Genomic DNA, 26324 nt, shown 5'->3' with positions numbered 1-26324 from the left:
CACCCCGCAACACCCCATATTCCCTTTCATGACCAAAGGACATCACGCATGCCCACCATCACTCGCCGGCTCCGCACCGGCTCCGCGCTCATTGCGCTTTCCGCCCTCGCCCTCGCCGGACTCACCGCCTGCAGCGCCGTCGTCAGCGATGAAGACGCCGCGAAGGCCGATTCCGGCAGCGAGACCACGAAGGGCGGCGAGTCGCCGTTCGATCTCACGAGTGCGAACGCCGACGAGCGCCTGCACATCGACCCCGTGCCCGAGGCCGTGGAGGCACTGAAGAAGAGTGGCTTCACGCCCATTCAGGACGGCAAGTTCACCGTCGCCCACTCGGCGTACGAGGCGCCGCTGGGCTTCCTCGCCGAGGACGACAACACGACTCTGCTCGGCATCGAGCCCGATATTGCGAACCTCGTCGCCGACGGTCTCGGCCTCGAGTACGCCCCCGAGAACGTCGCCTGGGCCGACTGGCCCCTGGGTGTCGAGTCGGGCAAGTACGACGCCGTTGTCTCGAATGTGACCGTGACCGAAGAGCGCAAAGACATCTTCGACTTCGCCACGCACCGACAGGATGTGCTCGCGTTCGCCGTGAACGCAGACAGCGACATCGACTCGATCACCGAGGCGAAAGACGTCTCCGGCCTGAAGGTCGTCGTCGGCAGCGGCACGAACCAGGAGAAGATTCTGCTCGATTGGTTCGCCGAGAACGAGGCTGCCGGCCTCGAGCCCGGCGAGCCCGTCTACTACGACGACAACGCCGCAGCCCAGCTCGCGCTCGCGTCGGGTCGCGTCGACGCCATCTTCGGCCCGAACCCGACGGCCGCATTCGCCGCCGCGGTCAGTGGTGAGTCGAAGGTCGTCGGCACGCTCAACGGCGGGTTCCCCGAGAACGCCGAGATCGGCGTGACCACCGCCAAGGGCAACGGCCTCATCGAGCCCGTGCAGATCGTGCTCAACTCGATCATCGAAGACGGCACCTACGAGAAGGCGCTGGCGCGCTGGAACCTTGAGGACGAAGCCGTCGACGAGTCGCGCATCAACCCGCCGGGCCTGCCCCGCCCGTAGCGGTGTGGGGTCGGGGTGCGCCGAAAGGCGCACCCCGACCCCCGGCCCGTCGGCCTGTCGGCCCGCACGCGCCCCGCGCACTCACGCTGAAACACCCCGTCGCGATCCTGTATCGCGTCATCACCCACCTGGAGATCTCCGTGACCACCACACGCACCGCCCACATCATTCGCCGTGGAGCGACCCTCGTCGGCCTGCTTGCCGCCGCGACCCTCGCACTCACCGCCTGCTCGGCGGTGGTCACCAAAGACGAGGCCGCCGCGAAGCAGACCGGGGAGAGTGCGGCGCAGACGGAGGCGCCCTTCGACCTCACCACCGGCAACCTCGACACCCGCCCGCACATCGATGCGGTGCCCGAGGCCGTCGCCGCACTCAAGGCGAGCGGGTTCGAGCCCGTGCAGCCCGGCAAGCTCACCGTCGCGATCAACGGCGCGGGCACCCCGCCGACCACATTCTTCGCCGAAGACGACGCGCAGACCATTCTCGGCAGCGACGCCGACTTCGCCTCGCTCCTCGCCGAGGGGCTGGGGCTCGAATACACGCCCGAGAACGTCGCCTGGGCCGACTGGCCGCTGGGCGTCGAGTCGGGCAAGTACGACCTCGCCCTCACCAATATCGGCGTGACGGAAGAGCGCAAGGAGCTCTTCGACTTCGCCACCTACCGCGACGCCGTCATGGCGTTCACGGTCGCCGACGACTCCGACATCACGTCGATCGATGCGCCGGCCGACGTGTCGGGTCTCAAGGTGATCGTGGGCAGCGGCACGAACCAGGAGGCGTACCTGCTCGACTGGTTCGACCAGAACGAGCAGGCCGGCATCGATCCCGGCGAGCCCGTCTACTACGATGACGCCGCCGCCGCGACCCTCGCGCTTTCGTCGGGCCGAGCCGATGCGAACATCACTCCGTACGCACTCGCCGCCTTTCAGCAGGCCACACTCGGCGACACCCGCATCGTCGGCAAGTTCAACAGCGCCTACCCCGTCGACGGGCAGGTCGGAGCGGTCACCGCGAAGGGCAGCGGGCTCATCGAGCCGGTACAGCTCGTCTTCGCCTCACTGCTCGCCGACGGCACCTACGACGCCGTGCTCGAGCGCTGGGGCCAAGAAGAAGAGGCGGTCGCTGAATCGCTCATCAACCCGCCGGGGCTTCCGAAGCCGTGAGGCAGTTCTCTCACGCACCCGCGGCGCCGGTCACCATCGCATGGGTGGGGGCCGGCCCCGGAGCGATCATGCTGCTCGAACGCGTGATCGCGAACCACGCCCGTGACACCCCGGGCACTCCGGTGTCGGTGCACCTCATCGACCCGCACCGGCCCGGTGGCGGGCGCATCTGGCGCCGCGAGCAGTCGCCGCTGCTCAAGCTGAATTCGATGCTCGAAGACGTCGCGTTCTTCACCGACGCCTCATGCACCATCGACGGCCCCATCGCTCCGGGCCCATCGCTTGCCGAATGGGTGCGGGGGGTGCGCGCGGGCGAGATCGCTCGGCCCGCATGGATCGACGCGGCCCTCGAACGCGAGATCGCCGAGATCGGCGACCGCGATTTCCCGACGCGACGCCTCAACAACGCTTACCTGAGCTGGGCGTACGACGAGACCCTGAGACGAGCCGACCCCGCGTTCTCCGTGACCTGGCATCAGGACACGGCGGTATCGGTTGGCGCTGGTGCTGGTGCTGATGCCGGTGCTGGCGTTGATGCTGATGCTGGTGCTGCGCAGGATCGCCCTGCCGCGCTTGACTCCGCCAGGCATCGCCCTGCCGCGCACCGCCCTGCCGCGCACCGCGTGCAACTTGCCTCTGGGCAGACGATCGACGCCGACCTCGTCGTCTACACGCTCGGTCACAACGGCACCGACCCCTCGGCCGACGCGCTGCGTCTCGAAGCATTCGCCGCACGTCACGACCTCGATTACGTCGCGCCGGCGTTCACCGCTGAACTCGACCTGGACTTTATTGAGCCCGGCACTGAGGTGATCGTGCGTGGCCTCGGTCTCGCCGCCATTGACCTCGCCGTGATGCTCACGGGTGGGCGAGGCGGCGAATTCTCGACGCGAGCCGACGGCACACTCGCCTACACGCCCAGCGGGCGCGAACCCGTGCTGCACTTCGCCTCGCGACGCGGCGTGCCCTACCGCTCGAAGATCACGAGCCGCATGGTCGGCGATCCGGTTGCGCTCGAGTACCTCGGCGCAGAGTTCCATGCGCAGCTCGCCGAGCGCACCGAATCGCTCGACTTCGAGCGCGACGCCTGGCCCCTGATCGCCGCCGAACTCGTCACCGGCTACTACCGCGAACTCTTCACCGGGCACCCGGAGCTCGTCGTCGGGTCGTGGGATGCGTTCGGACCCGCGCTTCGAGCGGCGCTCGCGCAGGAGCGCGGGTGGGATTCGCCGCAGCTCACCGCCCTCATCGCCGAGCACGTGCCCGACGCAGACCACCGCTTCGATCTCGAGGCGTTCGACCGACCGCTCGCGTTCTCGCCTGAGGACGGGGGTGCCGCTGGTGCTGGTGCTGGTCTTTTGGCAGATGTCGATGCTGGCGCCGCAGCGGTGCAGCAGCGCGTGCTCGATCACATCGCCACCGATCTGCGGCACCGCACGAGCCAAGATCACAGCGCGACGCAGGCGCTCTTCATGACCTGTCTCTTCGCGTACATCTCGCTTGCCGAAGTCGCCCCCGAGCGCTGGAATGCGCGGAGCCGCACCAACCTGTTGCCGCGCCGCTGGCATACGTACTTCAGCTACCTCGCGAGCGGCCCGCCCGGGCACCGCCTTGAAGAACTCGTCGCGCTCGCCGAGGCGGGTGTGGTGCGCTTTCTCGGCGGTGACGTCGAGCTGGTCGCGGACGAGGAGCGCGGGGTCTTCACCGCGACCGGCACGGTCGTGCTGGGCGAGACAGCGGGCAGCGGTTCCGCTTCTGCTGCCGCCACCGCTTCTGCTTCCGCTTCTGCCTCGGTGACCTCGGGCACCTTGATCGATGCGTGGCTGCCCGAAGCGCGTGCATCGCTGAGCGACAATGCGCTGCTGCGGCAGCTCGTCACATCGGGTCGCGTCGCCGAGCTCTCGGTGACCGATGCCGAGGGCACCTCGTCGACGGGGCAGATCGGCGTCGACCCCGGCGGGCGCATTCCGGGCAGCACGACGGAGTTCGCGCTCGGGCCGTTCGTTGCCGGGCCCAGTGGGGGAGCCTTTACGCGACCGAACCTCAACTCGCTGCCGTTCCGCATCCATGATCGGGTGGCTCGGGCGATCGTCGATTCGGTGGAGTGGGCGGGCGGTGGTGATGCGAATACCGATGCGGGTGCTGCTGGTGCGGGTCCTGGTGTCGCTGGTGCTGCTGACGCGAGTGCGGAAACCGACGCCGAAGCCGAAGCGTTCGACGCGGCCGCGGTGTAACCCGGTCGGTGGCCTCGCGCCAACGAGTCTTCCGTCGGACCGGAGACATTCACTGGCGCAGGAGACACCTCGAAGGCTCGACCGCGCAATGCAATTTTTCCGGTCCGACGGAACACACGGCGCCGCGCACCCCACCTCAGTTCAGCGACACCCCTGGACGCAACTCCCCGGCTTCGATGCGCACGGGCAGGCGATTCTCGGCAGGAGGGAACGGGCAGGTCGCGGCATCCGAGTATGCGCACGGCGGATTGGTCGCCCGATTGAAGTCGATGCGTACTGTGTCGGCGTCGACGAGCTGCGCACCGACGAATCGCACGGCCGGGTAGGTGAGATCGTGCCCGGTTTCATCGGCGAAGAGCGCGCGCAAGTTGCCGGCCTCGGGCGAACCGAACAGGGTGAGCGCAACGGGTTTTCCGTTGACCTCGAATGCTGCGGATCCCGCTGATTCGTAGAGCTGTGTGCGCCCCTCGCCCGCAGCGCTATCGACTTCGACGATGCGCGGTTCGGCGGGCGCGAAGCGTGCGGTGACGGCCCAGCGCTCATCTACCGGAAACGTAGCGGTGCCGGCGTACTCGAGGCGATCCGGAGATGCCGGATCGCGCGGCCGCACCACGATCGCTCCGCTGCGAGCCGCGATCTCGATCTGCACCTCGCCCCATCCCAGCGTCGTCGATTCAATGCCGGTGAGCGGCCCGATCTTCGCGGTGCCGGTGAGCGCGGCACCGTCTCGGGTGACGCCATCGTCTTCGGAGAATTCGACCGTGGTGAGGCCATTGGCATCTGCGCTCCAGGCGCCGGGCAACCCGGGGAGCGCGGTTGGTGTCGCGGAGAGCCAGTGCAGCGCTGTGACGCTCAGCGGGCCGAACGGAGCGGTGCGCCCGGCCTCGACCTGCGCGTGCCACGCCGCGTGAGCGTCGCTGAAGGGGGTGGTGTCGGCGGTCATGCGGCTCCCTCGGGTCGGGGCGTGCGGTTGCGTCGGGTGGTGCATCCAGTGTCGAATCACCAGCCCACCACATGCCACCGACATTCGGTCGAGTGTGACTGCAGATTGCGGGGTGCTGGCGAGCGCCGCGAATTTGAGAGAGTGGCCTCAATAAGTTTTTCGGCAGTGTGTCACGTTTCTCGCGCCGATGAACAGGTAGAGGTGACGAACGAAGCGGGAGGACGCTATGCACATGACGGAAGCGGGGATCGACGCGCGGCTCTCTGCGCAAGCGCGCCCGACCCCAGAGATCGATCGGGGGCTTGTGCAAGCTCTCATGAACCGAGCTGCATCGCGCGCGCGTGGGCGGCGTCGCCGCTGGTTGGCTCTGGGAGCAGGGGTCGCACTTGCCGGCTGCGGTCTCGCGGTGCCGGCGACGGCGATTGCGACGCACCTGTTCCGCGCGCAGACCGGCGTGTTCAACGTGGAAGCGGACGGCTCAGCGCCCGTCGCGGCGCAGTCGAACGAGCATGCCGAAGTGTTTGACCCGGGAACGGAGGGCGCGCCTGGCGCCGAATGGGTCGATATGGCCTCGCCCGACCTCGAATCGTACATGCGGTCCGTAGCTCCCATCGATTTGCCGTTGCCGCCGAGCATGACCTGGGCCGAAGCAATGGATGACTTCTTGGCCGGTTTCTCGCAGAGCGAGTACCTCGCGTCAAATGACCTGGGTGGCGGAGGCGGCGTGCGTGCCGAGAGCGTGGTGATTGACACCATGCTGGAGAACCATGCCCGAAAGCTGTGGCTGACGGAGTGGTTCGACGCCTATGGCGCGCAAGACCGAGCGCGCATGCTGGGGGCGGGAGACGCGCTGACCGCGTCTGTGGATTGGCCTGCTGAGGTGGCGACCTCCGGCGGCGCGTATGCCGATCAGATGCGTGTATGGATGCGGGTGATCGGCGCCGGAGACTTCGATGCAGCGCAGGCCTACGCAGAGGCAATGGAGTGGTCGGAGCTTTGGGATGGCCGAGAGCGCGGAGACCTCATCGGTGACCTGTACGCAGGTACCGTTGTTGCGCCCAGCGAAGGCGGTACCGCATGACCCGCGCTTCCCGGGCGGCTGATTCCGCCGCACGCCTCGACGACGCCAAGCGCGCGCTCGCGGGAATGTTCCCCGAGCTCGTCGGGTACTTTTCGCGCCGGCTCGGCAACCTCGAGGATGCCGCAGACGCCGCGTCGATGACCGTCGTCGAACTGCTCGCCCGGCCTCGCCGATTGCCGCTGGAGCTCTCCGCGCTGCGTCAATACACCTATGGAACGGCCCGCCACGTGCTTGCCAGGGTGCGCAAGGGCCGCCTGCGCGATCTGCACCTCGCCGATCAGATCAAGGTCGAATTGCGCGTGCAGGATCAGTCGATCCACATCCCTGAAGATCGGGGGATCGCAGATGCGCTCGCTCGGTTGAGCGTCGCTGACCAGGAACTGCTGCTCATGGTGGCCTGGGAGGGGTTCGGGATCGCCGAGGCCGGTGCGATTCTCGGGCTTCGGCCAGAAGCTGCCCGCAAACGTTACTCGCGTATTCGACTGAGGCTGCGAAGCGAGCTCGCGGCCGCCGAAGGTGTTGATGAGGTCCGCTCTTCAGCGTGACCGAACCGCACACTTGCCCGCTACGCGGTTACTCGGCCGAGTGCACGGTCATGCGGTATCCATCGGGATCGACGAAGGTGAACTGCATCCTGAACTTGCCGTCGGTGGGGGCGTCGGCGATCTCGACGCCGGCGGCCGCCAGCCGATCGTGCAGGCCAATGGCGTCGTCGGCGTGGAACCACAGCGAGATGCCGAGCCCGGGTCGCCCGGTGTCGAGGTCGGTGCCGGGCAGGAGGTCGCGCACCGCGAAGGTGAGGCCGCCGGTCGTGAAGAGCGAGACAACGGGGTTCGGGGCAGGCAGCGGCGTGAGGCCGACGAGTCGTTCGTAGAAGTCGGCGGATGCAGCGCGGTCGCGCACCTGGAGTGAAATGAAGTCGAGCGCGGGTACCTGGGTCATGGGGTCTCCTTGGGAGTGAGGTCCGGTCTATGTCAATATCCTGACACTGGCTCGTGAGGTGTGTCAAACTATTGACATGGATGGAATGGCGCCCGCCGATCAGTTGGGCCTGCTGATGAAAGAGGCCCAGGCCGTGCTGCACCTCCGCATGACTGAGGCATTGCGACCCCTCGGGCTCAGCGTGCCGCAGTACGCCTGCCTGACTGCGCTGCACGAGCGGGCCGGGCTCACGAGTTCGGAGCTGGCGCGTCGGGCGTTCGTCTCGCGGCAGTCGATGAACGTGCTGCTCCAGGGGCTCGAGCAGCGCGGGCTGGTGCTGCGTTCCGCGGAATCCGGACCGCGGCGAGAACGCGCGGCAATGTCGACGGAAGCGGCGGGGCCACTGCTCCTCGACGCGCATCGGGCGGTCGGCGAGGTGACGCGAGTGATGACGAGTGGGCTCTCGGGCGGTGACGTCGAGCGGACCCTGGCGATCCTAAGTGCCTGCCGCGACGCGCTGCTCGACGCCGACTGATCGGCGCGCGTGCGGCCCAATGTCGGTGGCGCGGTGGAGAATACCGGCATGGCTCTCGATCACCCCGGCAGGCTGCGCGGCACCCTTGTCACTCTCGAACCGCTCGAACTCGGTCACCTGGAGGGGCTCGCAGCCGCCTCCGCTGATGGTGAGATGTGGAAGGTCTGGTACACATCGATCCCGGCGCCCGATGAGATGGAAACGGAGATCCGTCGTCGTCTCGCGCTGCAAGAGGCCGGGTCGATGCTGCCGTTCACCGCTCGACGCAATGACACGGGCGCGATTATCGGCATGACGACGTTCATGAACATCGACGCGGTCACCCCGCGCGTCGAGATCGGTTCCACGTGGAACGCCCTGAGCGCGCAGGCGACGGGAACGAACCCCGAGTCCAAGCTGATGCTGCTGCGGCACGCGTTCGAAGTCTGGGACTGCTCGGCGGTCGAGTTCCGCACCGACCACAACAACCATCAGTCGCGCGCCGCGATCGCGCGACTGGGTGCGAAACAAGACGGAATTCTGCGCGCGCACCTGCGACCGCCGGCGGGCTACGTGCGCGACACCGTCGTCTTCTCGATCACTCAGCCCGAGTGGGCAGGGGTGAAGCTCGGGCTCGAGTACCGCATCGCACGCCACCTCGCTCGCTGAGCGAGGTTCACTGGCCGTCTGCGGTTCCGGGTATATCGCTGTGGGAGCGGGGAATCGTGGTGCTGGCAGCGGACGGGCCCAGTGCGACCGTGATGAGGCCGTCGATCGAGGCGGCATCGAGCGGGGAGCGGCTCAGCGCACGCAGCACGAGTGCGCCGACGAGCGCCTCTGAGATCTCGTCGACTGGGGCGCCCGGAGCAAGCGCTGCCTCGGTGCCGGCTGCGGCGTGCAGGCGTGTCGAGAGCGCGCCCGACCCGGCGATCGCGTCGCGCAGTCGGCGGCCCACATCGGCGTTGTCGGTCGCCGCGGCAATCAGTGAGCGCGACAGAGCCTCGCCCTGCGAACTGAGCAGCAAATCGCCCACCGCTTCGAGCCACGTGCGCAGATCGGCGCGCACGTCGCCCGTGTCTGGCAGGTTCAGGCGGTCGCGCAAGATCATGCCTTCAAGTAGCGCCTCCGCAATGATGTCGCTCTTCGACTTCCACCACCGATAGATCGTCTGCTTGCCGACCCCGGCACGCGAGGCGATGGCCTCGATGGCGAGGTGATCGTAGCCGCGTTCCGCAAGCAACTCGACGGCGGCGGTCAGGATCGCCCGGCGTGCTGCTTCGCTGCGTACGGGGCCGGATCGGGTGGTGGACGTCACGGGTCTCCTTTCGCCCTGAATCGGTAGTCGCGCCGAAATGCTCGGTTCGTCAACAGTCTCGCAGCGTACCCAGTCAAGACGAGACGGTCCGTGTTATCTTACCCTTGCTGGTCGAAGACGATGGCGACCGGTCACTGCGGTCGCCCCGTGAACTGAGGAGATTGCATGGCCGAGTTGCTGCACCGCTTGGGTACGTTCGCCGCGCGGCGGGCCTGGACGGTGATCATTGCCTGGGCGGTGATCGTCGGCATCGCGGTCAGCGGCTTCCTCGTCGGGTTCAAGGGCCTCAGCTCAAGTTTCGACGTGCCCGGCACCGCCTCGGGCAAGGTACTCGAAGAGCTCGAAGACTCACTCCCCGACTTCAGTGGAGCGTCGGGAACGGTCGTCTTCCACTCCGAAGACGGCGAAGCGTTCACCGACGCCCAGCGGGCCGAGATCACGAAGCTCGCTGAGAGCGCGAAAGATCTGCCCGACGTCGCCGACGTCATCGACCCCTTCGAGGCGCAGCAGCAACTGGCAGATCAGCAGCAGCAGATCATCGATGGTCAGCAGCAACTCGACGACGGACGCGCGCAGGCCGAAGCCGGCCAGCAGCAGCTCGAAGCGGCGCGCCAGCAGATCGCAGACGGACAGGCCCAACTCGACGCCGCGAACGCTCAGCTCGCGGCCATTGAGATGCCCGATGAAGCGCGCGCTCCACAACTCGCCGCGCTCGAAGCGCAACAGCAGCAGCTCGATGCGGGCAACGCCGAGCTCGACGCGCAGCAGCAACAACTCGACGCAGGCATTGCGGAGCTCGATGCGAACCAGGTGAAACTCGACCAGGGCGCCGCACTCGCCTCGTTCGCCGAGGGCATCGGAGTGGTCTCCGACGACGACGCGACCGCGTTGGTCAATGTCTCGTTCACCGAGCCCCGACTCGACCTCTCGCAAGAGACCAAAGACGCGGTGATCGAGCACTTCGAGGGCACGAAGATCGACGGCGTCGAAGTCGCGCTCTCCACCGACATCTCGCAGGGTGTTCCCGAAATTCTCGGGGTCGGCGAGGCCGTCGGCGTGCTCATCGCCGCGATCGTGCTGATCGTGGTGCTCGGGTCGATCCTCGCCGCTGCATTCCCCATCGTGACGGCGCTCGTCGGTGTCGCCGTCGGTGCGATGGCCACCCTGTCGTTCGCCGGAGTCGTGCAAATGGCCTCGGTCACGCCGATCCTCGGCGTCATGCTCGGTCTCGCCGTCGGTATCGATTACTCCCTCTTCATCCTGTACCGCCACCGCCGCCAACTGCTGCAGGGTGCGGGCGTCGAAGAATCGATCGGTCTCGCGAACGGCACCGCCGGCAACGCCGTTGTCTTCGCCGGCACGACCGTCATCGTGGCCCTGCTCGCGCTGAACATCACGGGCATCCCGTTCCTCGGGCTCATGGGCACCGCGGGTGCTGTGAGCGTCGCGGTCGCCGTGCTCATCGCCATCTCGTTGACGCCAGCGCTGCTCGGTCTCGCGGGCACCCGGGTGCTCAGCCGCCGAGCACGCGCCCGTGCTGCGGAAGCGGCGGCGCACGAGCCGGGGACGGCGCCCGACCCCATGCGGTCGGTGAAGCCGATGAGCAATGTGCGGGCGATCCTGACCGCCGTCGTGTCCGTCGTCGTGCTGCTCGTCATCGCGATCCCATCGATGTCGATGCGTCTCGGACTGCCCGACGGAGGCTCTGAAGCCGCAGACTCCACCGCCTACCGTGCGTACACGCTGACGAACGACGCGTTCGGTGAGGGATCCAACGGGCCGCTGCTCGTCACCGCCGACCTGCCGGCCGGACTCGACGACGACGGGGTGCTCGACGCTCAGGTCGACGTCGCCACCGCACTGGCAGACCAGAGCGACGTGGTCGCCGTCGCGCCGGTGGCGGTCTCAGACGATCACCGTCTGGCCGCCTTCCAGGTCATTCCCGCGGAGGGGCCGAACAGCGAGTCGACCGAGGCTCTCGTGCGCGACCTCCGCGAATTGCCCGCCATCGACTCCTCCGAGGGCGACATCACTCTGGGCGTCGCGGGCCAAGCCGCAATCAACATCGACATCTCTGAGGGCCTGCAGAACGTGCTTCCGCTGTACCTCAGCGTCGTCGTCGGATTGTCGTTCCTCATCATGGTGATGGTGTTCCGCTCGCTGGTCGTGCCCCTGCTCGCCACCGGCGGGTTTGTGCTGTCGCTGTTCGCGACCTACGGTGCCGTGACCGCGGTGTTCCAGTGGGGATGGTTCGGCGAGCTGCTTGGGGTGCACAACCCCGGGCCGATCCTGAGCTTCCTCCCGGTGATCCTCGTCGGCATTCTCTTCGGGCTCGCGATGGATTACCAACTCTTCCTGGCCACCGGCATGCGCGAGGCGTATGCGCACGGCGCACCGGCACGCCTCGCCGTCGCGCAGGGGTTCCGTGCCGGACGCACCGTCGTGATTGCCGCAGCGATCATCATGGTGGCCGTGTTCGGCGGCTTCATCGCTTCGGAATCGGTGATGATCAAGTCGATGGGCCTCGGGCTCGCGCTCGGGGTGCTGTTCGACGCGTTCGTCGTGCGCATGCTGCTTGTTCCCGCACTCATGCACCTCGTCGGGCGCGGCGCCTGGTGGTTGCCGAAGTGGCTCGACCGCATCATTCCGAACGTCGACGTGGAGGGCTCGGCGCTGGAGCGCCGCCACCCCGTGCATCACGGATAGGACCGGGCCCGGGGCAGTGCGCGGCAGCGGCTCCGCCGCCGCTGCCGCCGCCAGGCTCTTCTTGGATCGGGGTAACTTCGGACCAGTGTTGACGCTCAAATGGCGCTCCACACCGGTCCGAAGTTACCCCGATCGGCGACTGAGCGCTGAGCTGCGGTCGCCACAGCAATCGCGCGAGCGAGCGCGGTGATGAAGTCCGTGGGATCCGCCAGATCTTCGTCGGTGGCCTGCAATACTGTCCAACCGGCATCGATCATCGCTCGCCGACGGCGCAGGTCGAACTTCACCTGCGTCGCATTGGCGAAATGGTATTTGCCTTCGTATTCGATTGCGATGCGAAGCTCGGGGTATCCGAGGTCGGCGAAGAGCACGCGGTCGCGCGTCGCTACGGGGCAGTTCACGATGGGCTCGGGGAGTGGCGCGCGGAGGATCGCCAAACGCAGATACGATTCAGGCGGTGAGTCAACGGGAGCCCGCAGCATCGCGACCGCGCGGCGTCTCAGAGGCGAGCCCGTGGTGCCTTGATGGCGTCGTCGAGCTCGCTCAATGTCGTCGAGTGTGCAGAGCGGCGGCGTGCGCCGTTGGGCAGCGTGCGGGCGTGCGGAGACGTCAACGATCGGTGTGCCAGAGATGAGGAAGTCGCCCGCGGCGACCAGTTGTTCGAACGTGACGACTGCAGCAAGTTGGCACCAGATGTCGGCTGGTGTCGGCGTGACGATTCCGTCGATTTTCGCCCATTCCACCGATCCGGTTCGGACTCGATGCCCCGAAACGATGCGGGTCTGTGGCGCCTTGAGCGGGCTGAATGAGGACACATCGACTCGTCCGCCAGGGGTTACTGGCGCGGGCACTCCCCACAGGGTGGCGGCAGATCGGTGCGAGATGAAGTGGCCGTTGCGCAGTGTTTCTGCCACTGCGATACAGCGCTGCCGATAATCGAACGGGTCGAATTGCAGTGCAGGATGAATGACATAGCCGCGCGCGATGCGGCGAATGTCGGTCGCACGCAGTCTCTGCGCCGAGACCCCGTGGTCGCGCAGCTCGGAGGTCCGGTACACGCGGGGGCTGAGGTGAAGCGGGCGGCGACGGGTCATACGATCAGCTTCGGGCCCGCGTGGTGCTGAAACCCGTCAAAAGGTGCAACCTGTGGAGAGTGGGCAGCAGCGGGTGCCTATCCGCACACTGTGAGCGCACCATCGATATCGGCGAATGGGCGAATGGGCGTATGGGCGCCGGGACGGGCGCCGACACACAGCACGATCGGGGTAACTTCGGACCGGTGCTGAGTCGTTTGAGAGCGTCGACACTGGTCCAAAGTTACCCCGATCGCATAAGGAAGCTGGGGCAGACCGCACTCCGCAGACAGCGCGAACGCGGTCGGCCTGCGGGCGTCGTGGGCGCGACATCCGCTGGCCGACCGCGTTCGCAGTCTGGGAGCGTGATCGATGGGCCGCGTGCGGACCCGCGACCTACAGGCCCGCGCGGGCGCGGGCGGCGAGGCCGGGTTCGACCGGCGCGAGGCGCTGCAGCTGGGTGACGTGCGCCGGCTCGAGCTCCTCGATCGACGAGACACCGAGCAGCTTCATCGTGCGCTCGATCTCGCTCTTGAGGATTGCGATGGTGCGGTCGACGCCAGCGCGACCGCCGGCCATGAGGCCGTAGAGGTAGGCGCGGCCGATGAGCGTGAACTTTGCACCCTGCGCGATCGACGCGACGATGTCGGCGCCGTTCATGATGCCGGTGTCGACCATGACGGTCGCGTCTTGGCCGACCTCGCGCACGACCTGCGGCAGCAGGTGGAAGGGGATCGGTGCGCGGTCGAGCTGGCGCCCGCCGTGGTTCGACAGGATGATGCCGTCGACGCCGTGATCGGTCAGCTTCGCCGCGTCTTCGACGGTCTGCACACCCTTGACGACAAGCTTGCCCGGCCACATCTCGCGGATCACGCGGAGGTCGTCGAAGCTGATCGTCGGATCCATCGCCGCGTCGAGCAGCTCGCCGACGGTGCCGCCGGTGGTCGACAGCGATGCGAATTCAAGCTTTGGCGTAGTGAGGAAGTCGACCCACCACCAGGGGCGGGGGATCGCGTTGACGATGGTGCTGAGCGTCAGCTGCGGCGGAATCGAGAAGCCGTTGCGCTTGTCGCGCAGGCGAGCGCCGGCAACGGGGGTGTCGACGGTGAACTGCAGGGTGTCGAACCCGGCCTCGGCGGCACGCTGCACGAGGCCGTAGGAGATTTCGCGGTCGCGCATGACGTACAGCTGGAACCAGTTGCGGCCGTGCGGGTTCGCGGCTTTCACGTTTTCGATCGACGTCGTGCCGAGCGTCGAGAGTGTGAACGGAATGCCTGCGGTACCTGCGGCGCCGGCGCCGGCGATCTCGCCCTCGGTCTGCATCAGGCGGGTGAACCCGGTTGGTGCGATGCCGAAGGGCAGTGCCGAGCGATCGCCGAGAATTTCGACTGACGTGTCGACGTTGGCGGCGGGTTTCAAGATGCCGGGGTGGAACTCCACGTCTTCGAACGCCTGACGCGCGCGCGCCAGCGACAGCTCGCCTTCGGCGGCACCGTCGGTGTAGTCGAATGCCGCCTTCGGGGTGCGGCGCTTCGCGATGGTGCGCAGATCGTTGATGGTGAGTGCCGAGTCGAGGCGGCGCTTCTTGCCGTCGAGTTCGGGGCGTTTGAACTGCATGAGTTCGAGCAGTTCTTTGGGGTTGGGAAGCTGTCGGGTGACCATGGTTGAGACCTTACGCAAAGCTCGGGAGGTAGCGGATGGGGGCGGTGGATCGAGCCACGACGGCGCGCAGCTCGGCGAGGCCGGGCTCGATGAGCCCGAGTGCCTGCGCCTGAATGAGCAGGTTGCCCATAGCGGTTGCTTCGACGGGGCCGGCGAGCACCTCGAGGCCTGAGCGATCGGCGAGACGCTGACAGAGCAGGGCGTTTTGGGAACCGCCGCCGACGACGTGAATCACCGACACCGGTCGATCGGCGAGGCGGCTGGCGGTCGACACCGCGTCCGCGAACGCCACCGCGAGACTCTCGGTGATGGATCGCAGGATCTCGGCTCGGCCCTCGGGAGCGCGCTCGCCGCGCTCCGTGAACCAGCCCACGATGCGCTCGGGGAGGTCGCCGGGCGGGAAGAACCGGGCATCGTTCGCGTCGAACACCGGTGCGGGCCCGGTGAGCGTTGCGGCCTCGGCGAGGAGCTCTCCCAGCAGACTCGAGCGCTGGGCGTCGGTCGCGCCGGGCTCCCAGGCGCGGAGCGACTCGGAGAAGAGCCAGGTGCCCATCACGTTGTGCAGGAATCGTGTGGTGCCTTCGATCCCGCCTTCGTTGGTGAAGTTGGCCTCGCGAGCTTCGTCGGTGAGCACCGGAGCATCGAGCTCCAAGCCCACGAGCCCCCAAGTGCCGCAGGAGATGTACGCGAAATCAGGGCGAGTAGCCGGCACCGCCGCAACGGCCGACGCGGTGTCGTGCGATGCGACCGACACGACGTCGAATGACCGGCCGATCACTCGGGCGGCTTCCTCCGAGGTCTGACCGAGTCGCTCACCTGCCTCGATCAGCGGGGGAAGGATGCGAGCGGGAATGCCCGCAGCCTCGGCCAGTTCGAGATCCCATTCTCGGGTGCGCGGATCGAGCAACCCAGTGGTTGAGGCGTTGCTCCGCTCGGCAGCTTCGACGCCGGTCAGCCAGTAGTTGAACAGGTCGGGCACGAGGAGTGCGCGTTCTGCGACCTCCAGGAGCCCGTCTTCTGCCGCCAGCTGGAAGATCGTGTTGAAGGTGAGGTGCTGCAGCCCGTTGCGCGCGTAGAGTTCGTCGGCAGGCACTCGGGAGTGCACCGCGGCGACGCCCAGGTCACAGCGCGCATCTCGGTAGTGGAATGGAATGCCGATCAGCCGGCCATGGCGCAGCAAGCCGTAGTCGACCGCCCAAGAATCCACGCCGACTGACGCGATCTCGCCGGGGGCGCTGCGCTCGGCGGCGGCCAGCCCGTGCAGCGCCTGCCGGTACAGCTCGAGGAAGTTCCAGTGCAGGCCATCTGGAGTGCGAACCGGGTCGTTCGCGAAACGTGCGATGTGTTGCGTGTGCAGTTCGGCGCCGTCGGCCCCCTGCGCGATCCGCCCGACGATGACGCGCCCACTGGTCGCCCCGAGATCGACGGCCGCGACGGCGGTGCCAGCGGTCGAACCGCTGGCACCGCCGACGGGGGCCGTCGAGTCTGAAGCCGAAACGCTCATCGCAGGAACGCCGCCGCGACGCCGGAGTCGACCGGGATGTGGAGGCCCGTGGTGCGCGTCAGCTCGGGCCCGGTGAGCACGTACACCGCGTCGGCCACGTTCTCAGGGACGACCTCGCGCTTGAGGATCGTGCGGTTCGCGTAGAACTGGCCGAGATCTTCTTCCTTCACACCGTAGGTCGCGGCGCGGTTGGCGCCCCAGCCCGCGGCGAAGATGCCCGAACCGCGCACCACGCCGTCGGGGTTGATGCCGTTGACGCGGATGCCGTGCTCGCCGAGCTCGACGGCCAGCAGGCGAACCTGGTGCGCCTGGTCGGCCTTCGTCGCCGAGTAGGCGACGTTGTTGGGGCCCGCGAAGACGCTGTTCTTCGACGAGATGTAGATGACATCGCCGCCGAGGCCCTGGGCGATCATGGCGCGTGCCGCGGCCTGCGAGACGAGGAAGGAACCCTTCGCCATGACGTCGTGCTGCAGGTTCCAGTCGGCCTCGGTGGTGTCGAGCAGCGACTTCGAGAGCGACAGGCCGGCATTGTTCACGATGAGGTCGATGCCGCCGAACGCGAGCACTGCGGCGTCGATGGCGCCCTGCACGGCCGCCGCGTCCGCGACATTCGCGGCGACGCCGATCGCAACGTCGGTGCTGCCGAGCTCTGCGGCTGCGGCCTGCGCCTTCTCGAGGTCGAGGTCGGCGACGACGACGCAGGCGCCCTCGGCTGCGAGGCGCGTTGCGATGGCCTTGCCGATGCCCGATGCCGCGCCCGTCACAAAGGCGATGCGACCCTGGTGCGACTTTGGCTTCGGCAGGCGCTGCAGCTTCGCCTCTTCGAGCGCCCAGTACTCGATGCGGAACTTCTCGGCATCGCTGATCGGGGCGTAGGTCGAGAGTGCCTCAGCGCCGCGCATCACGTTGATGGCGTTGATGTAGAACTCACCGGCGACGCGGGCCGTCTGCTTGTTCGCGCCATAGCTGAACATGCCGACTCCGGGAACCAGCACGATGAGCGGGTCTGCGCCGCGCATGGCCGGGCTCGCCTCGTCGGCGTGCGCCTCGTAGTACGCGCGGTAGTCGTCGCGGTACGCGGCGTGCAGCTCCTGGAGGCGAGCCACCTGCTCTTCGATCGTGGCCGACGTCGGCAGGTCGAGCACGAGTGGCTTCACCTTGGTGCGGAGAAAGTGGTCGGGGCAGCTGGTGCCGAGTGCGGCGAGCGGCGCGAGTTTCTCGCGCGACAGGAAGTCGAGTACCGCGTCGGCGTCGGTGAAGTGACCGACCATGGGCTTGTCGGTGCTTGCGATGCCGCGCACGACGGGGGCGAGTCGTGCAGCGCGTTCGCGACGTTCGGCTTCAGGAAGCGGCTCGAAGCCGGAGACGACGGGGCCGAAGGGCTCAGGAGCGCCATGCTCGGCGATGTAGGCCGCAGCGGTGTCGATGATCCAGAGCGAATTCTGCTCGGTTTCTTCGCTCGTGTCGCCCCACGCGGTGATGCCGTGGCCGCCGAGGATGCAGCCGATCGCCGCGGGGTTGTCGGCCTTGATGGCCGCGATGTCGAGACCGAGCTGGAAGCCGGGTCGGCGCCAGGGCACCCACACGACCTTGTCGCCGAAAATGGTGCTGGTGAGGGCTTCGCCGTCGGCGGCGGTCGCAATAGCGATGCCGGAGTCGGGGTGCAGATGATCGACGTGGGCGGCATCGACGAGGCCGTGCATGGCGGTGTCGATTGACGGCGCGGCACCGCCCTTGCCGTGCAGGCAGTAGTCGAGAGCGGCGACCATCTCGTCTTCGCGCTCAAGGCCCGGGTACACGCCGACGAGCGCGCGCAGGCGGTCGATACGCAGCGTCGACAGGCCGGCCTCGGTCAGCGTGCCCAGGTCTCCGCCTGATCCCTTGACCCACATGAGCTCGACGTCGTCGCCGGTCACGGGATCTTTCGTGAACCCCTTGGCCGACGTGTTGCCGCCGGCGAAGTTGGTGTTCTTCTTATCGGCGCCCAGTCGGTTCGAGCGAGCGATCAGTGCCTGGGCGGTGGGATCGGTGTGCGTCATTGGCGGCCTTTCGAGATCCGTTGGGTACGAGTCAACCATAGGCATTTGAGCTTTCAAAAACAAGCTCAATTGATTCCGTTCGAAAGTGAATATGTTTCGAAACTCGTACCGAGGTTGCGGGATCGCGGTATCATCGACAACTATGACCCCACCGGCAGATCAGCGCGACGAGCGCATCCTCGACCTTCTCGAGGGCCGCGAACGTGTGCCGGTCGTCGAGCTGGCCGAGCACGTGGGGGTTTCGGAAGTCACGATCCGAAAAGATCTTGAACGATTGGTGCGCAGCGCGCTGATCGAGCGCGTGCGCGGCGGTGCCCGACTGCGCACCGGTGAAGAGTGGCCTCTGGCCGAGCGCCTGGGGCAGCGCGTGACGGCCAAGCGCGCGGTGGCCCGGCGTGCGGCCGAGTTGGTCGAGCGCGAGGCAGTGATTGCCATCGACTCGTCGTCGACCGGCTACTACCTCGCACTCGAGCTCGCCGAGCGCACAGATGCGACGGTGGTGACCAATTCGCTGCGCGTGGCGAGTCAACTTGCTGAGCGATCCGGCCCGGCTGTCGTGATGCTCGGCGGCACCGTGCGACGCACCTCGTTCTCGACGGTGGGCTTTCCGCCCGAACTGCTCCGCGGGTACGGCACGATCGATATGGCATTTCTTGGAGTCTCGGCACTTTCGCCCGAGCAGGGGTTGCTCGAGCGATCGTTCTCTGAGGCGGAGACGAAGCGGGCGATCGCATTGGCGGCGAATCGAGTCGTCGGGCTCTTCGACTCTTCGAAGGCTTCGGGCTTCGGTCAGCACAGCGTGGTTCCCGCCGTGGCGGTTGATCGCCTGATCACTGATGATGGGTTCAGTGAGCTCGACGCCGCGCCCTGGCTCGCGCTCGGTATCGACGTCGATCGCGTCTGAATCGCACGGCACGCCGCTACGCTGGGGTCACTATGGTCTCTCTTGCCGCCGAAGAACGCCGCGCCTGGCTGCTGCAGCGCTTGCGCGAGATGCAGCGGGTCTCGCTCGCTGAGGCTGCGGTGGAGCTGGGAGTGAGCGAGATGACGGTGCGCCGTGATCTCGACGGACTCGAGATGGGCGGCGCGATCCGACGCGTGCGCGGTGGTGCGATGTTCACCGGCCCGGTCAGTTTTCATGGTCGAGAACGCGCGCACGCAGTGGAGAAGGCTGCGGTTGCCGAAAAGCTGCTGCCGCTCGTGCCGGATCGTGGCCTGATTGCGCTCGATTCGTCGACGACGATGCACCAGTTGGCGCAGAGGATCACGGGTGCGGGCGATTTGACGGTCGTCACGAACGGAATGCTGACCTTCCAGGCTCTGCAGGAGCGGCCCGGGTTGACCGCCGTGCTGACGGGTGGCGCGGCTGACCGTCGCAGTGATTCTCTCGTTGGCCCGGTCGCAACCGGATTCGTGTCGCGGGTGCATTTCGCGGCCTTCTTCGCCTCGGCGGCGTCGCTCGATCTTCGGGGTTGCCATGAGAGCACGCTCGAGGAGGCAGAGGTGAAGCGTTCGATCGCGGGTGCCTCAGAGCGGGTGTTTATTGGAGTGCACAGCGAGAAGCTGAACAACGTGTCGTTGGCGCATGCGGTCGATATGAGTGACATCGATGTGCTCGCGACCGAGCTGGCGCCGCAGTCGCGCGACCTCACGGAGTACCGAGGGCTCGTTACCGAGCTGCGCTGAGTCGGCGGCGCCCCCGCTGCATTGACTGTCGGCCCGCCGTCTAGCGACGCGCCGTTGTGTCATCGTTATCTAACAAAAATTGACAAAAGCTCACATTTTGTAACAAACTTCATTTCAGTCAAGTGACGGCACGATGAAGTGAGGTGAGTGCAGGATGTCTGCAGACATGAGGTCGGACGGTTCCGCACCGGCCGCGGGCTTGTCCCTGCGGGTAGACGATCTCGTCAAGGAGTACCCAGGCGTCCGTGCGCTCGACGGGGTCAGCCTGGACCTGCGCCCGGGCGAGGTGCACGCCATTATCGGCGAGAACGGCGCGGGCAAGTCCACGCTGATCAAAGCGCTCGCCGGAGCCATCGCCCCGACAGCGGGCACGATCACCGTCGGAGGCACCGCGTACGATCGGCTTACGCCGCAACTCGCGCGCGAGCTCGGCATCGCCGTGATCTATCAGGAGTTCACACTCTTCCCGAACCTGAGCGCGTCAGAAAACGTGTTCCTCGGCGAGTTTGTGCGCAAGGGCCCGGTGCTCGACCGCAAGACGATGGCCGCGCGCTCGCAGGCGCTATTCGCGCGTCTCGGCGTCAAGATCTCACCGAATGCGCTCGTCGAGACGCTGACGACGGGGTATCAGCAGATCGTGGAGATCGCCAAAGCGCTCGCCAAGGATGCCCGACTTCTCATCATGGACGAGCCCTCCGCACCGCTCACCGCCGCCGAGGTCGATGCGATGTTCGCGATTGTCGATGCGCTGAGGCGCGAGGGCATGACGATCGTCTACATTTCGCACCGCATGGAAGAGATCTTCCGGCTCTCCGATCGCGTTTCGGTATTGCGCGACGGCGCGTACGTGGCGACGCGCGACACCGCCGAGACCACGAAAGGGGAGCTGATCTCGCTCATGGTCGGGCGTGAGTTGAGCGAGGGATATCCGCAGCGCACGCACGCACTCGCCGAGCCGTCGCTCACCGTCACCGGGCTCACGGGCAACGGCGTGCACGACATCAGCTTCACTGCGCGCGCGGGCGAGATTCTGGGCTTCGCCGGTTTGATCGGAGCAGGTCGCACCGAATTGATGGAGCTGATCTTCGGTGCGAAGCGGCCCGAGGCCGGCACGGTCGAGCTGCACGGCAACTCGGTGCTCGCAATGAATCCCGTTCAGGCGATCCGCAACGGCATCGCTCTCGTTCCCGAAGACCGCAAGCGCCACGGCCTGATCCTCGATTTCTCGATCGAACGGAACATCTCGCTGCCGCGGCTCGGCGAACTCTCTCCAGGCGGTGTGATCTCGCGCTCGGCCGAGCGCGATCTCGCCGCGCAATACATGCGCGAGCTGCGCATCAAGGCGCCGAGCGCCGACGAGATCGTCGGCAACCTGAGCGGGGGCAATCAGCAGAAGGTCGTGCTGGCGAAGTGGCTCGCGACGAGCCCCGAGGTGCTCATCTTCGACGAGCCCACCCGCGGTATCGACATCGGCGCCCGTCACGAGATCTATCTGATCATGAATCGCCTGGCCGAAGAGGGCAAGACGATCCTCATGATCTCTTCCGACATGGAAGAACTCATCGGCATGTCCGACCGAATCGTGGTGCTCCAGGAGGGCCAGCAGCGCGGCCTGCTCGAGCGCGACGCCATTACGCAGGAAGCCATTCTCACCCTGGCCTCAGAAGGAGTCCCCGCATGAACTCGAAGATCCGCGCGCGGCTGCACGGACTGGGCATTGTGCTCGTCTTGGTGCTGCTGATCATCGGCTTCAGCGTGCTGTCGCCGAACTTTCTCGACACGAACAACCTCTTCAATATTTTGCGGCAGGTGACGACGCTCGGCATCGTCGCGGTCGGGTTCGCATTCGTGCTGCTGACGGGCGGTATCGATCTGTCGGTCGGCTATCAGATTTCGCTCTACGTGGTGGTCTGCGGCATCATGATGTCGCAGTTTGATGTGCCGTGGCCACTCGCGATCCTGCTGGTGCTCGTGCTCGGAGTGCTCATTGGCTTGCTGAACGGCCTCATCATCACGCTCACCGGTGTCGCACCGCTGATCGTGACGCTGTCGATGATGACGATTCTCAACGGCGTCAGTTACCTGCTGTCGAAGGGACTGCCGATCTCGGGGTTCCCAAGCGACTTCTCGGTGCTCGGCCAAGGGGCTGTGATCGGGATCCCCATTTCGGTCATCGTGCTCGCCATCGTGTGGGCGATCGGCTACTTCATCGCGAACCAGACTGCGCTCGGGCGCTACTTCTACGCGATCGGCAACAACGCCGAGGCCGCGCGCCTTTCGGGTGTGAACACTCGTCGCACGCTGCTGATCGTCTACGCCACCTGCGGGCTCTTCACCGCCGTCGGCGCGGTGCTGCTGCTGTCGCGGCTGAACTCGGCGCAGTCGGCGACGGGCGCCGGGTTCGAGTTCAGCGTGCTGACCGCCTGCGTGCTCGGCGGTGTCAGTGTCATGGGCGGACGCGGCAGCCTCTTCGGCGCGTTCATCGGTGTGCTGATCGTCGGGGTGCTCGACAACGGTCTCGTGCTGTTGAACGTCAGCGAGTACGTGCAGCTGGTGATCAAGGGCGTCATTCTGCTCGTGGCGGTCATCTACGACGCGATGTCGAAGCGGTCGTCAGGATCGCGTAAGCAGATCGGTGGCATCTCGATCGGCCGTGGGCCGGCCGCAGCGCCCGAGGCGAAGACCGCCACCGTTCCGCTCGGCTAAGGCGCACCGCGAAGCCGCCGGCACGCACCCCTCAACGTCGAAATCGACTCCCGCAGTACCCATGTGAAAGGAACACCTATGAAGAAGATCACCGCGATTGCGGCGGCCGGAGCACTGCTGCTCGGCCTCGCCTCGTGCAGCTCGGGCGGCAGTGCGGCCGCCCCCGACGCCGAATATACGGTCGGGGTCACGTTCTCCGACCTGTCGAACCCGGTGTGGGCCGAACTGGTGCAAGAGGCGAAGACCTACGGTGCCGACGAGGGCATTTCGGTCAACTACGTCGATGCGAAGAGTGACGCCGCCACCCAGGTGACGCAGATCGAGAACTTCATTCAGCAGGATGTCGACGCGATCATCATCTGCGCCGTCGATTCGAAGTCGCTCATCGCCGCCACACAGAAGGCGCAGGATGCCGGCATCAAGGTCGTCGGCTACACGCAGGTGCTCGACAACTACGACGCGCAGTACCTCGTCGACGCCTACGCGACAGGCTACGCCAATGGTGAGGCCGCAGCGGAGTGGATCAACGAGACCTACCCCGATGAGGACGTCGTCGAGTGGGGCCTGATGGATCTGCCCACCTTCCCCGAAATCATCGATCGTGCGAACGGCATCAAGGATGCCGTCGAAGAGCTCGCACCGAACGCGAAGCTCGTCGCGACGAACTCGGCGCTCACGGCGGAGGAAGGCGTGACGAACGCCGAGAACTTCCTCCAGGCGAACCCGAAGATGAAGATGATTGCCACGATCGGCGGCGGTGGTGCCCAGGGCGGCAACGAAGGCGTGAAGGCCAGCGGCATCACCGACTACGACCAGTTCGGTCTCTTCGGCATTGACGCGACGCAGATCGAGATCGAGAACATCATCAAGGGCGACCCCCAGAAGAGCTCGATCAGCCTCGGCGGCGGTAAGGCGCACGGCCGCACGCTCATCGATATCACTGCCGACCTGCTCGCGGGCGAGGACGTCGAAAAAGATCAGTACATGCCGGTGACCGTGATCAACGCCGACAACGCGCAGGACTACTTCGACGAGATGTTCGCCGGATAGTTCCGACGACGGTGGGGCCCTTCCGGCCCCACCGTCACAGGCCGCGGGCCCGCAGACCCGTCACTTTTCCTACTCGCCGCCCGAACCCGAGGACACAGACACATGACACGCATTCTTGCCGCCGGCGACCGCTTCATCCGGTCATCGCACCTGCGCACCGCGCTCGAGCGCGCGCTCGGAACCGCCGCTGACGTCGAGATCAGCGAGATCGAGTTCCCGTGGCCCGATGCTCCGTTCGGTCGGGTCGGAGAGGTCGATGAGGCTTCGGGTTCCGAAGACGAACTCATCGAAGCGCTTTCAGGTGTGACCGCGATCGCCACGCAGTTGGCCCCGCTCACCGAACGCGTGATCGCTGCATCGCCTGAACTGCGCCTCATCGCGGTGTCGCGCGGCGGCCCCACGAACATCAATCTGGAGGCCGCCGAAGCGCACGGCGTCGCCGTCGCGAACGTACCCGGACGCAACGGGATCGCCACTGCCGAGATGACCATCGGCCTCGCTCTGGCACTGCTGCGCCGCATTCCCCTCTCGCACAACACGCTGCTCGATCATGAGTGGCGAGGGGAGTTCTATCGCTTCGACGAGGTCGGTGGCGAGGTGCAGGGATCCACCATCGGTCTGCTCGGTGCCGGCGCCGTGGGCGGCCACGTGGCCGCGGTCTTCGCAGCCATGGGCGCCTCCGTGCTCGTCTACGATCCGTACCTGCGACCCGAGTCGCTCGGCGCCGGCGTACAACTCGCCGCGACCCCTGAAGAGCTCTTCGAGCGCTCCGATCTCGTCTCAGTGCACGCGCGTCTCACACCCGAGACCACGCACCTGGTGAACGCCGAGCGGCTCGCACTCATGCGCCCCGGCTCGCGTCTCGTCAACGCCGCACGCGGTGGGCTCGTCGATTACGATGCCGTCGCTGACGCGGTCGAAAGCGGTCAATTGGCCGGTGCCGCCTTCGACGTGTACCCCGAGGAGCCCGTCGATTTCGGTCACCGACTCTTCTCGTTGGCTGCTGCGGGTCACGACATCGTGTTGACTCCCCACATCGCCGGTGCCAGCCGGGAGACAGCCGACCGTGCCGCAGACGGGGTCGCTGAGGAGATTCGACGTCTGCTCGCGGGCGAGCCGCTGCTGCACCCGCTCGTCGCGGTGCCCGCGCCCGCGGCGCGATAGTCTGCAGGCCACGCCCTCTCTGAAGGACCCCAGAACATGAATGATGTGCTCCTCGGCATCGATGTCGGCACCAGCTCGGTGAAGGTGGTCGCCACCGATCGAGACGGGCGCCTCGTGGCAGATGCCTCGCAGCGCTATCCGACCGCGACCGACGGTGCCGCCGCCGAGCAGGATGCGATGGCCTGGTGGCGCGCAGTGTGCGACGTTACGTCGCGGGTGGTCGCCGGCAGGCGCGTCATCGCCGTCGCTGTGACCGCTCAAGCGCCCACGTTCGTGCCGGTCGATGCGCACGGGGCGCCCACGCATCCGGCACTGACGTGGCTCGATCGCCGCGCGGTCGAAGAATCGGCGCGCATCGCCGCACTCGTGCCGCAGTCGCGCAATGGGGCAGATCCGTTCTTCGGCACGGCGAAGCTGCTCTGGCTCGAGGTCCATCGCCCCGAGGTGCTCGCCGCTTCACGGCACGTACTGTCGGCCAACGGGTTCATTGTTGCGCAGCTGAGCGGCGAGTTCGCGCTCGATGACACGACTGCCGCGCTGATGCAGGGCTTCGATGATGACGCGAGCGCGTTCGACGCGGCGCTCGTCGCGGCCGAGCCGTCGCTCGCGCTGCTGCCCCCGGTCGTAGCCGCGAACGCGATTGTCGGCACGGTCACCGAGGCCGCATCTGCTGCGACCGGCATCACCGCCGGCGCGCAGGTGGTCGCCGGAGGCATCGATTCCATCGGTTCGGCGCTTGAGGCCGGCATTCTCGAGTTCGGGGATCCGCTCGTCGACATGACCGGCTTCTCAAGCGTGACGATTCTTCCGGTGCCGCGCGGCACGCGTGTGCCCGGGTTCATCCACACGCGCCACTGCGTGCCCGGGGTCGATCTGCTCATCACCGCACAGGTCACCGCCGGCGCCACGATCGACTGGGTCAACGGGCTCGACGCCGCCACCGACCTGCGCAGCGACGCAGCGCTGCTCGCGCTTGAGCGACCCGGTGCGCTCACGATGGTCACGAGCCTCGCCGGCGAGCGCACGCCGACCTGGAACCCGCACTCGCGCGGCATCATCGACGGCATCTCCCTGGCGACGACCGGTGAAGAACTGATGCTCGCGGCTATGGAGGGGAACGCCCTCGCGCTCGCCCGCGATGTCACCACGATTGTGGACGCGGGCTATCCCGTGCCGCGCGTGGTGTCGACGGGCGGCGGATCGGCGTCGCGCGCGTGGTCGCAGATCAAGGCCGACGTGCTCGGAGTGCCGGTGGATCGCCCGGCCAGCGGGCACGGTGCTGCTCAGGGGGCGGCGATGCTCGCGGGTCTGGCGACTGGAGTGATCGCGTCGCTCGATACGGTGCGCGCCCTCGCCAGCGAGGTGCAGGCGAGTTTTGCGCCGGATCCGCAGCGCACGGCTGCGTACGCCGAGCGGGCAGCTCACTTCGCGGAGCTGGCCGCGCTCAACGAGCGCCGTCGCTAAGCGCGGTGCCGCTGCAGTGGTACGAAAAAGCGGC

22 protein-coding genes are annotated in these 26324 nt (G+C 66.9%); 15 read left to right on the top strand and 7 right to left on the bottom strand.

Annotated elements, in window-relative coordinates:
- Positions 1 to 48 precede the first annotated feature (48 nt).
- The 3 genes from ACZF5Y_RS15370 to ACZF5Y_RS15360 all read left to right on the top strand — a co-directional run bounded on the left by ACZF5Y_RS15370 (position 49) and on the right by ACZF5Y_RS15360 (position 4462).
- Positions 49 to 1065 (top strand): ABC transporter substrate-binding protein, encoded by a 1017-nt coding sequence (locus ACZF5Y_RS15370; protein WP_497533592.1) that lies wholly within the window; start codon positions 49 to 51, stop codon positions 1063 to 1065.
- A gap of 140 nt (positions 1066 to 1205) precedes the next feature.
- On the top strand, positions 1206 to 2228 hold the full coding sequence (locus tag ACZF5Y_RS15365; RefSeq protein ID WP_497533591.1) for a transporter substrate-binding domain-containing protein: 1023 nt from the start codon (positions 1206 to 1208) through the stop codon (positions 2226 to 2228).
- Between the two features lie 44 nt (positions 2229 to 2272).
- On the top strand, positions 2273 to 4462 hold the full coding sequence (locus ACZF5Y_RS15360) for an FAD/NAD(P)-binding protein (protein WP_497533590.1): 2190 nt from the start codon (positions 2273 to 2275) through the stop codon (positions 4460 to 4462).
- A gap of 136 nt (positions 4463 to 4598) precedes the next feature.
- Here ACZF5Y_RS15360 and ACZF5Y_RS15355 read toward each other — a convergent pair whose 3' ends face one another.
- Entirely contained in the window at positions 4599 to 5405 is an 807-nt protein-coding gene (locus ACZF5Y_RS15355) for a DUF1684 domain-containing protein (protein ID WP_497533589.1), read from the bottom strand.
- A gap of 226 nt (positions 5406 to 5631) precedes the next feature.
- Here ACZF5Y_RS15355 and ACZF5Y_RS15350 point away from each other — a divergent pair, with 226 nt between their 5' ends.
- Together ACZF5Y_RS15350 and ACZF5Y_RS15345 are read left to right on the top strand one after the other, a co-directional pair.
- A complete protein-coding gene (locus ACZF5Y_RS15350; protein WP_497533588.1) occupies positions 5632 to 6486 on the top strand; it encodes a hypothetical protein in 855 nt (284 codons plus the stop codon).
- A complete protein-coding gene (locus ACZF5Y_RS15345; RefSeq protein ID WP_497533587.1) occupies positions 6483 to 7031 on the top strand; it encodes an RNA polymerase sigma factor in 549 nt (182 codons plus the stop codon). Before ACZF5Y_RS15350 ends, ACZF5Y_RS15345 begins: the two co-directional genes overlap by 4 nt.
- A 28-nt stretch (positions 7032 to 7059) precedes the next feature.
- Here the strand turns inward: ACZF5Y_RS15345 and ACZF5Y_RS15340 are convergent, their stop codons facing one another.
- Positions 7060 to 7428 (bottom strand): VOC family protein, encoded by a 369-nt coding sequence (locus ACZF5Y_RS15340; protein WP_497533586.1) that lies wholly within the window; start codon positions 7426 to 7428, stop codon positions 7060 to 7062.
- Between the two features lie 76 nt (positions 7429 to 7504).
- On the opposite strand from ACZF5Y_RS15340, the gene ACZF5Y_RS15335 reads away from it, so the two are divergent.
- Both ACZF5Y_RS15335 and ACZF5Y_RS15330 read left to right on the top strand, forming a co-directional pair.
- A complete protein-coding gene (locus ACZF5Y_RS15335) occupies positions 7505 to 7942 on the top strand; it encodes a MarR family winged helix-turn-helix transcriptional regulator (protein WP_497533585.1) in 438 nt (145 codons plus the stop codon).
- Between the two features lie 48 nt (positions 7943 to 7990).
- On the top strand, positions 7991 to 8590 hold the full coding sequence (locus ACZF5Y_RS15330; RefSeq protein ID WP_497533584.1) for a GNAT family N-acetyltransferase: 600 nt from the start codon (positions 7991 to 7993) through the stop codon (positions 8588 to 8590).
- 7 nt (positions 8591 to 8597) lie between these two features.
- Here ACZF5Y_RS15330 and ACZF5Y_RS15325 read toward each other — a convergent pair whose 3' ends face one another.
- The gene (locus ACZF5Y_RS15325; RefSeq protein ID WP_497533583.1) at positions 8598 to 9236 is read right to left on the bottom strand and encodes a TetR/AcrR family transcriptional regulator; all 639 of its coding nucleotides are present in this window, start codon (positions 9234 to 9236) and stop codon (positions 8598 to 8600) included.
- A gap of 165 nt (positions 9237 to 9401) precedes the next feature.
- Here ACZF5Y_RS15325 and ACZF5Y_RS15320 point away from each other — a divergent pair, with 165 nt between their 5' ends.
- A complete protein-coding gene (locus tag ACZF5Y_RS15320; RefSeq protein WP_497533582.1) occupies positions 9402 to 11942 on the top strand; it encodes an MMPL family transporter in 2541 nt (846 codons plus the stop codon).
- Between the two features lie 95 nt (positions 11943 to 12037).
- Here the strand turns inward: ACZF5Y_RS15320 and ACZF5Y_RS15315 are convergent, their stop codons facing one another.
- The 4 genes from ACZF5Y_RS15315 to ACZF5Y_RS15300 all read right to left on the bottom strand — a co-directional run bounded on the left by ACZF5Y_RS15315 (position 12038) and on the right by ACZF5Y_RS15300 (position 18220).
- Positions 12038 to 13036 (bottom strand): putative endonuclease domain-containing protein, encoded by a 999-nt coding sequence (locus tag ACZF5Y_RS15315; protein WP_497533581.1) that lies wholly within the window; start codon positions 13034 to 13036, stop codon positions 12038 to 12040.
- Between the two features lie 375 nt (positions 13037 to 13411).
- Positions 13412 to 14677 carry an alpha-hydroxy acid oxidase gene (locus ACZF5Y_RS15310; RefSeq protein ID WP_497533580.1) on the bottom strand — a complete coding sequence of 422 codons (1266 nt, stop codon included), beginning with the start codon at positions 14675 to 14677 and terminating at the stop codon, positions 13412 to 13414.
- Between the two features lie 10 nt (positions 14678 to 14687).
- Positions 14688 to 16181, bottom strand: coding sequence for a rhamnulokinase (locus ACZF5Y_RS15305; protein WP_497533579.1), 1494 nt, complete (start codon positions 16179 to 16181; stop codon positions 14688 to 14690).
- Positions 16178 to 18220: a bifunctional aldolase/short-chain dehydrogenase gene (locus ACZF5Y_RS15300; RefSeq protein ID WP_497533578.1), complete on the bottom strand. Its 2043-nt coding sequence runs from the start codon at positions 18218 to 18220 to the stop codon at positions 16178 to 16180. Before ACZF5Y_RS15300 ends, ACZF5Y_RS15305 begins: the two co-directional genes overlap by 4 nt.
- 142 nt (positions 18221 to 18362) lie before the next feature.
- Here ACZF5Y_RS15300 and ACZF5Y_RS15295 point away from each other — a divergent pair, with 142 nt between their 5' ends.
- The 7 genes from ACZF5Y_RS15295 to ACZF5Y_RS15265 all read left to right on the top strand — a co-directional run bounded on the left by ACZF5Y_RS15295 (position 18363) and on the right by ACZF5Y_RS15265 (position 26290).
- Positions 18363 to 19124, top strand: a complete 762-nt coding sequence (locus tag ACZF5Y_RS15295; RefSeq protein ID WP_497533577.1) for a DeoR/GlpR family DNA-binding transcription regulator — start codon at positions 18363 to 18365, stop codon at positions 19122 to 19124.
- Between the two features lie 32 nt (positions 19125 to 19156).
- The gene (locus tag ACZF5Y_RS15290) at positions 19157 to 19906 is read left to right on the top strand and encodes a DeoR/GlpR family DNA-binding transcription regulator (protein WP_497533576.1); all 750 of its coding nucleotides are present in this window, start codon (positions 19157 to 19159) and stop codon (positions 19904 to 19906) included.
- Between the two features lie 154 nt (positions 19907 to 20060).
- Positions 20061 to 21587 (top strand): sugar ABC transporter ATP-binding protein, encoded by a 1527-nt coding sequence (locus ACZF5Y_RS15285; protein ID WP_497533575.1) that lies wholly within the window; start codon positions 20061 to 20063, stop codon positions 21585 to 21587.
- Positions 21584 to 22612 carry an ABC transporter permease gene (locus ACZF5Y_RS15280; RefSeq protein WP_497533574.1) on the top strand — a complete coding sequence of 343 codons (1029 nt, stop codon included), beginning with the start codon at positions 21584 to 21586 and terminating at the stop codon, positions 22610 to 22612. Before ACZF5Y_RS15285 ends, ACZF5Y_RS15280 begins: the two co-directional genes overlap by 4 nt.
- 78 nt (positions 22613 to 22690) lie before the next feature.
- Entirely contained in the window at positions 22691 to 23662 is a 972-nt protein-coding gene (locus tag ACZF5Y_RS15275; RefSeq protein ID WP_497533573.1) for a sugar ABC transporter substrate-binding protein, read from the top strand.
- Positions 23663 to 23764: 102 nt separating this feature from the next.
- Complete coding sequence (locus tag ACZF5Y_RS15270; protein ID WP_497533572.1) at positions 23765 to 24826, top strand: NAD(P)-dependent oxidoreductase; 1062 nt, start codon at positions 23765 to 23767, stop codon at positions 24824 to 24826.
- 36 nt (positions 24827 to 24862) lie between these two features.
- A complete protein-coding gene (locus ACZF5Y_RS15265) occupies positions 24863 to 26290 on the top strand; it encodes a xylulokinase (RefSeq protein ID WP_497533571.1) in 1428 nt (475 codons plus the stop codon).
- Positions 26291 to 26324 lie beyond the last annotated feature (34 nt).

This window comes from Leucobacter sp. WKLB1 (genome assembly GCF_059696215.1).
This window is presented reverse-complemented; position numbering and strand designations above follow the sequence as displayed.

Coding starts and splice junctions, on each gene's coding strand:
- ACZF5Y_RS15370 (WP_497533592.1), top strand. CDS start 49: ATGCCCACCATCACTCGCCGGCTCCGCACCGGCTCCGCGCTCATTGCG.
- ACZF5Y_RS15355 (WP_497533589.1), bottom strand. CDS start 5,405: ATGACCGCCGACACCACCCCCTTCAGCGACGCTCACGCGGCGTGGCAC.
- ACZF5Y_RS15350 (WP_497533588.1), top strand. CDS start 5,632: ATGCACATGACGGAAGCGGGGATCGACGCGCGGCTCTCTGCGCAAGCG.
- ACZF5Y_RS15345 (WP_497533587.1), top strand. CDS start 6,483: ATGACCCGCGCTTCCCGGGCGGCTGATTCCGCCGCACGCCTCGACGAC.
- ACZF5Y_RS15340 (WP_497533586.1), bottom strand. CDS start 7,428: ATGACCCAGGTACCCGCGCTCGACTTCATTTCACTCCAGGTGCGCGAC.
- ACZF5Y_RS15335 (WP_497533585.1), top strand. CDS start 7,505: ATGGATGGAATGGCGCCCGCCGATCAGTTGGGCCTGCTGATGAAAGAG.
- ACZF5Y_RS15330 (WP_497533584.1), top strand. CDS start 7,991: ATGGCTCTCGATCACCCCGGCAGGCTGCGCGGCACCCTTGTCACTCTC.
- ACZF5Y_RS15320 (WP_497533582.1), top strand. CDS start 9,402: ATGGCCGAGTTGCTGCACCGCTTGGGTACGTTCGCCGCGCGGCGGGCC.
- ACZF5Y_RS15315 (WP_497533581.1), bottom strand. CDS start 13,036: ATGACCCGTCGCCGCCCGCTTCACCTCAGCCCCCGCGTGTACCGGACC.
- ACZF5Y_RS15310 (WP_497533580.1), bottom strand. CDS start 14,677: ATGGTCACCCGACAGCTTCCCAACCCCAAAGAACTGCTCGAACTCATG.
- ACZF5Y_RS15305 (WP_497533579.1), bottom strand. CDS start 16,181: ATGAGCGTTTCGGCTTCAGACTCGACGGCCCCCGTCGGCGGTGCCAGC.
- ACZF5Y_RS15300 (WP_497533578.1), bottom strand. CDS start 18,220: ATGACGCACACCGATCCCACCGCCCAGGCACTGATCGCTCGCTCGAAC.
- ACZF5Y_RS15295 (WP_497533577.1), top strand. CDS start 18,363: ATGACCCCACCGGCAGATCAGCGCGACGAGCGCATCCTCGACCTTCTC.
- ACZF5Y_RS15290 (WP_497533576.1), top strand. CDS start 19,157: ATGGTCTCTCTTGCCGCCGAAGAACGCCGCGCCTGGCTGCTGCAGCGC.
- ACZF5Y_RS15285 (WP_497533575.1), top strand. CDS start 20,061: ATGTCTGCAGACATGAGGTCGGACGGTTCCGCACCGGCCGCGGGCTTG.
- ACZF5Y_RS15280 (WP_497533574.1), top strand. CDS start 21,584: ATGAACTCGAAGATCCGCGCGCGGCTGCACGGACTGGGCATTGTGCTC.
- ACZF5Y_RS15275 (WP_497533573.1), top strand. CDS start 22,691: ATGAAGAAGATCACCGCGATTGCGGCGGCCGGAGCACTGCTGCTCGGC.
- ACZF5Y_RS15270 (WP_497533572.1), top strand. CDS start 23,765: ATGACACGCATTCTTGCCGCCGGCGACCGCTTCATCCGGTCATCGCAC.
- ACZF5Y_RS15265 (WP_497533571.1), top strand. CDS start 24,863: ATGAATGATGTGCTCCTCGGCATCGATGTCGGCACCAGCTCGGTGAAG.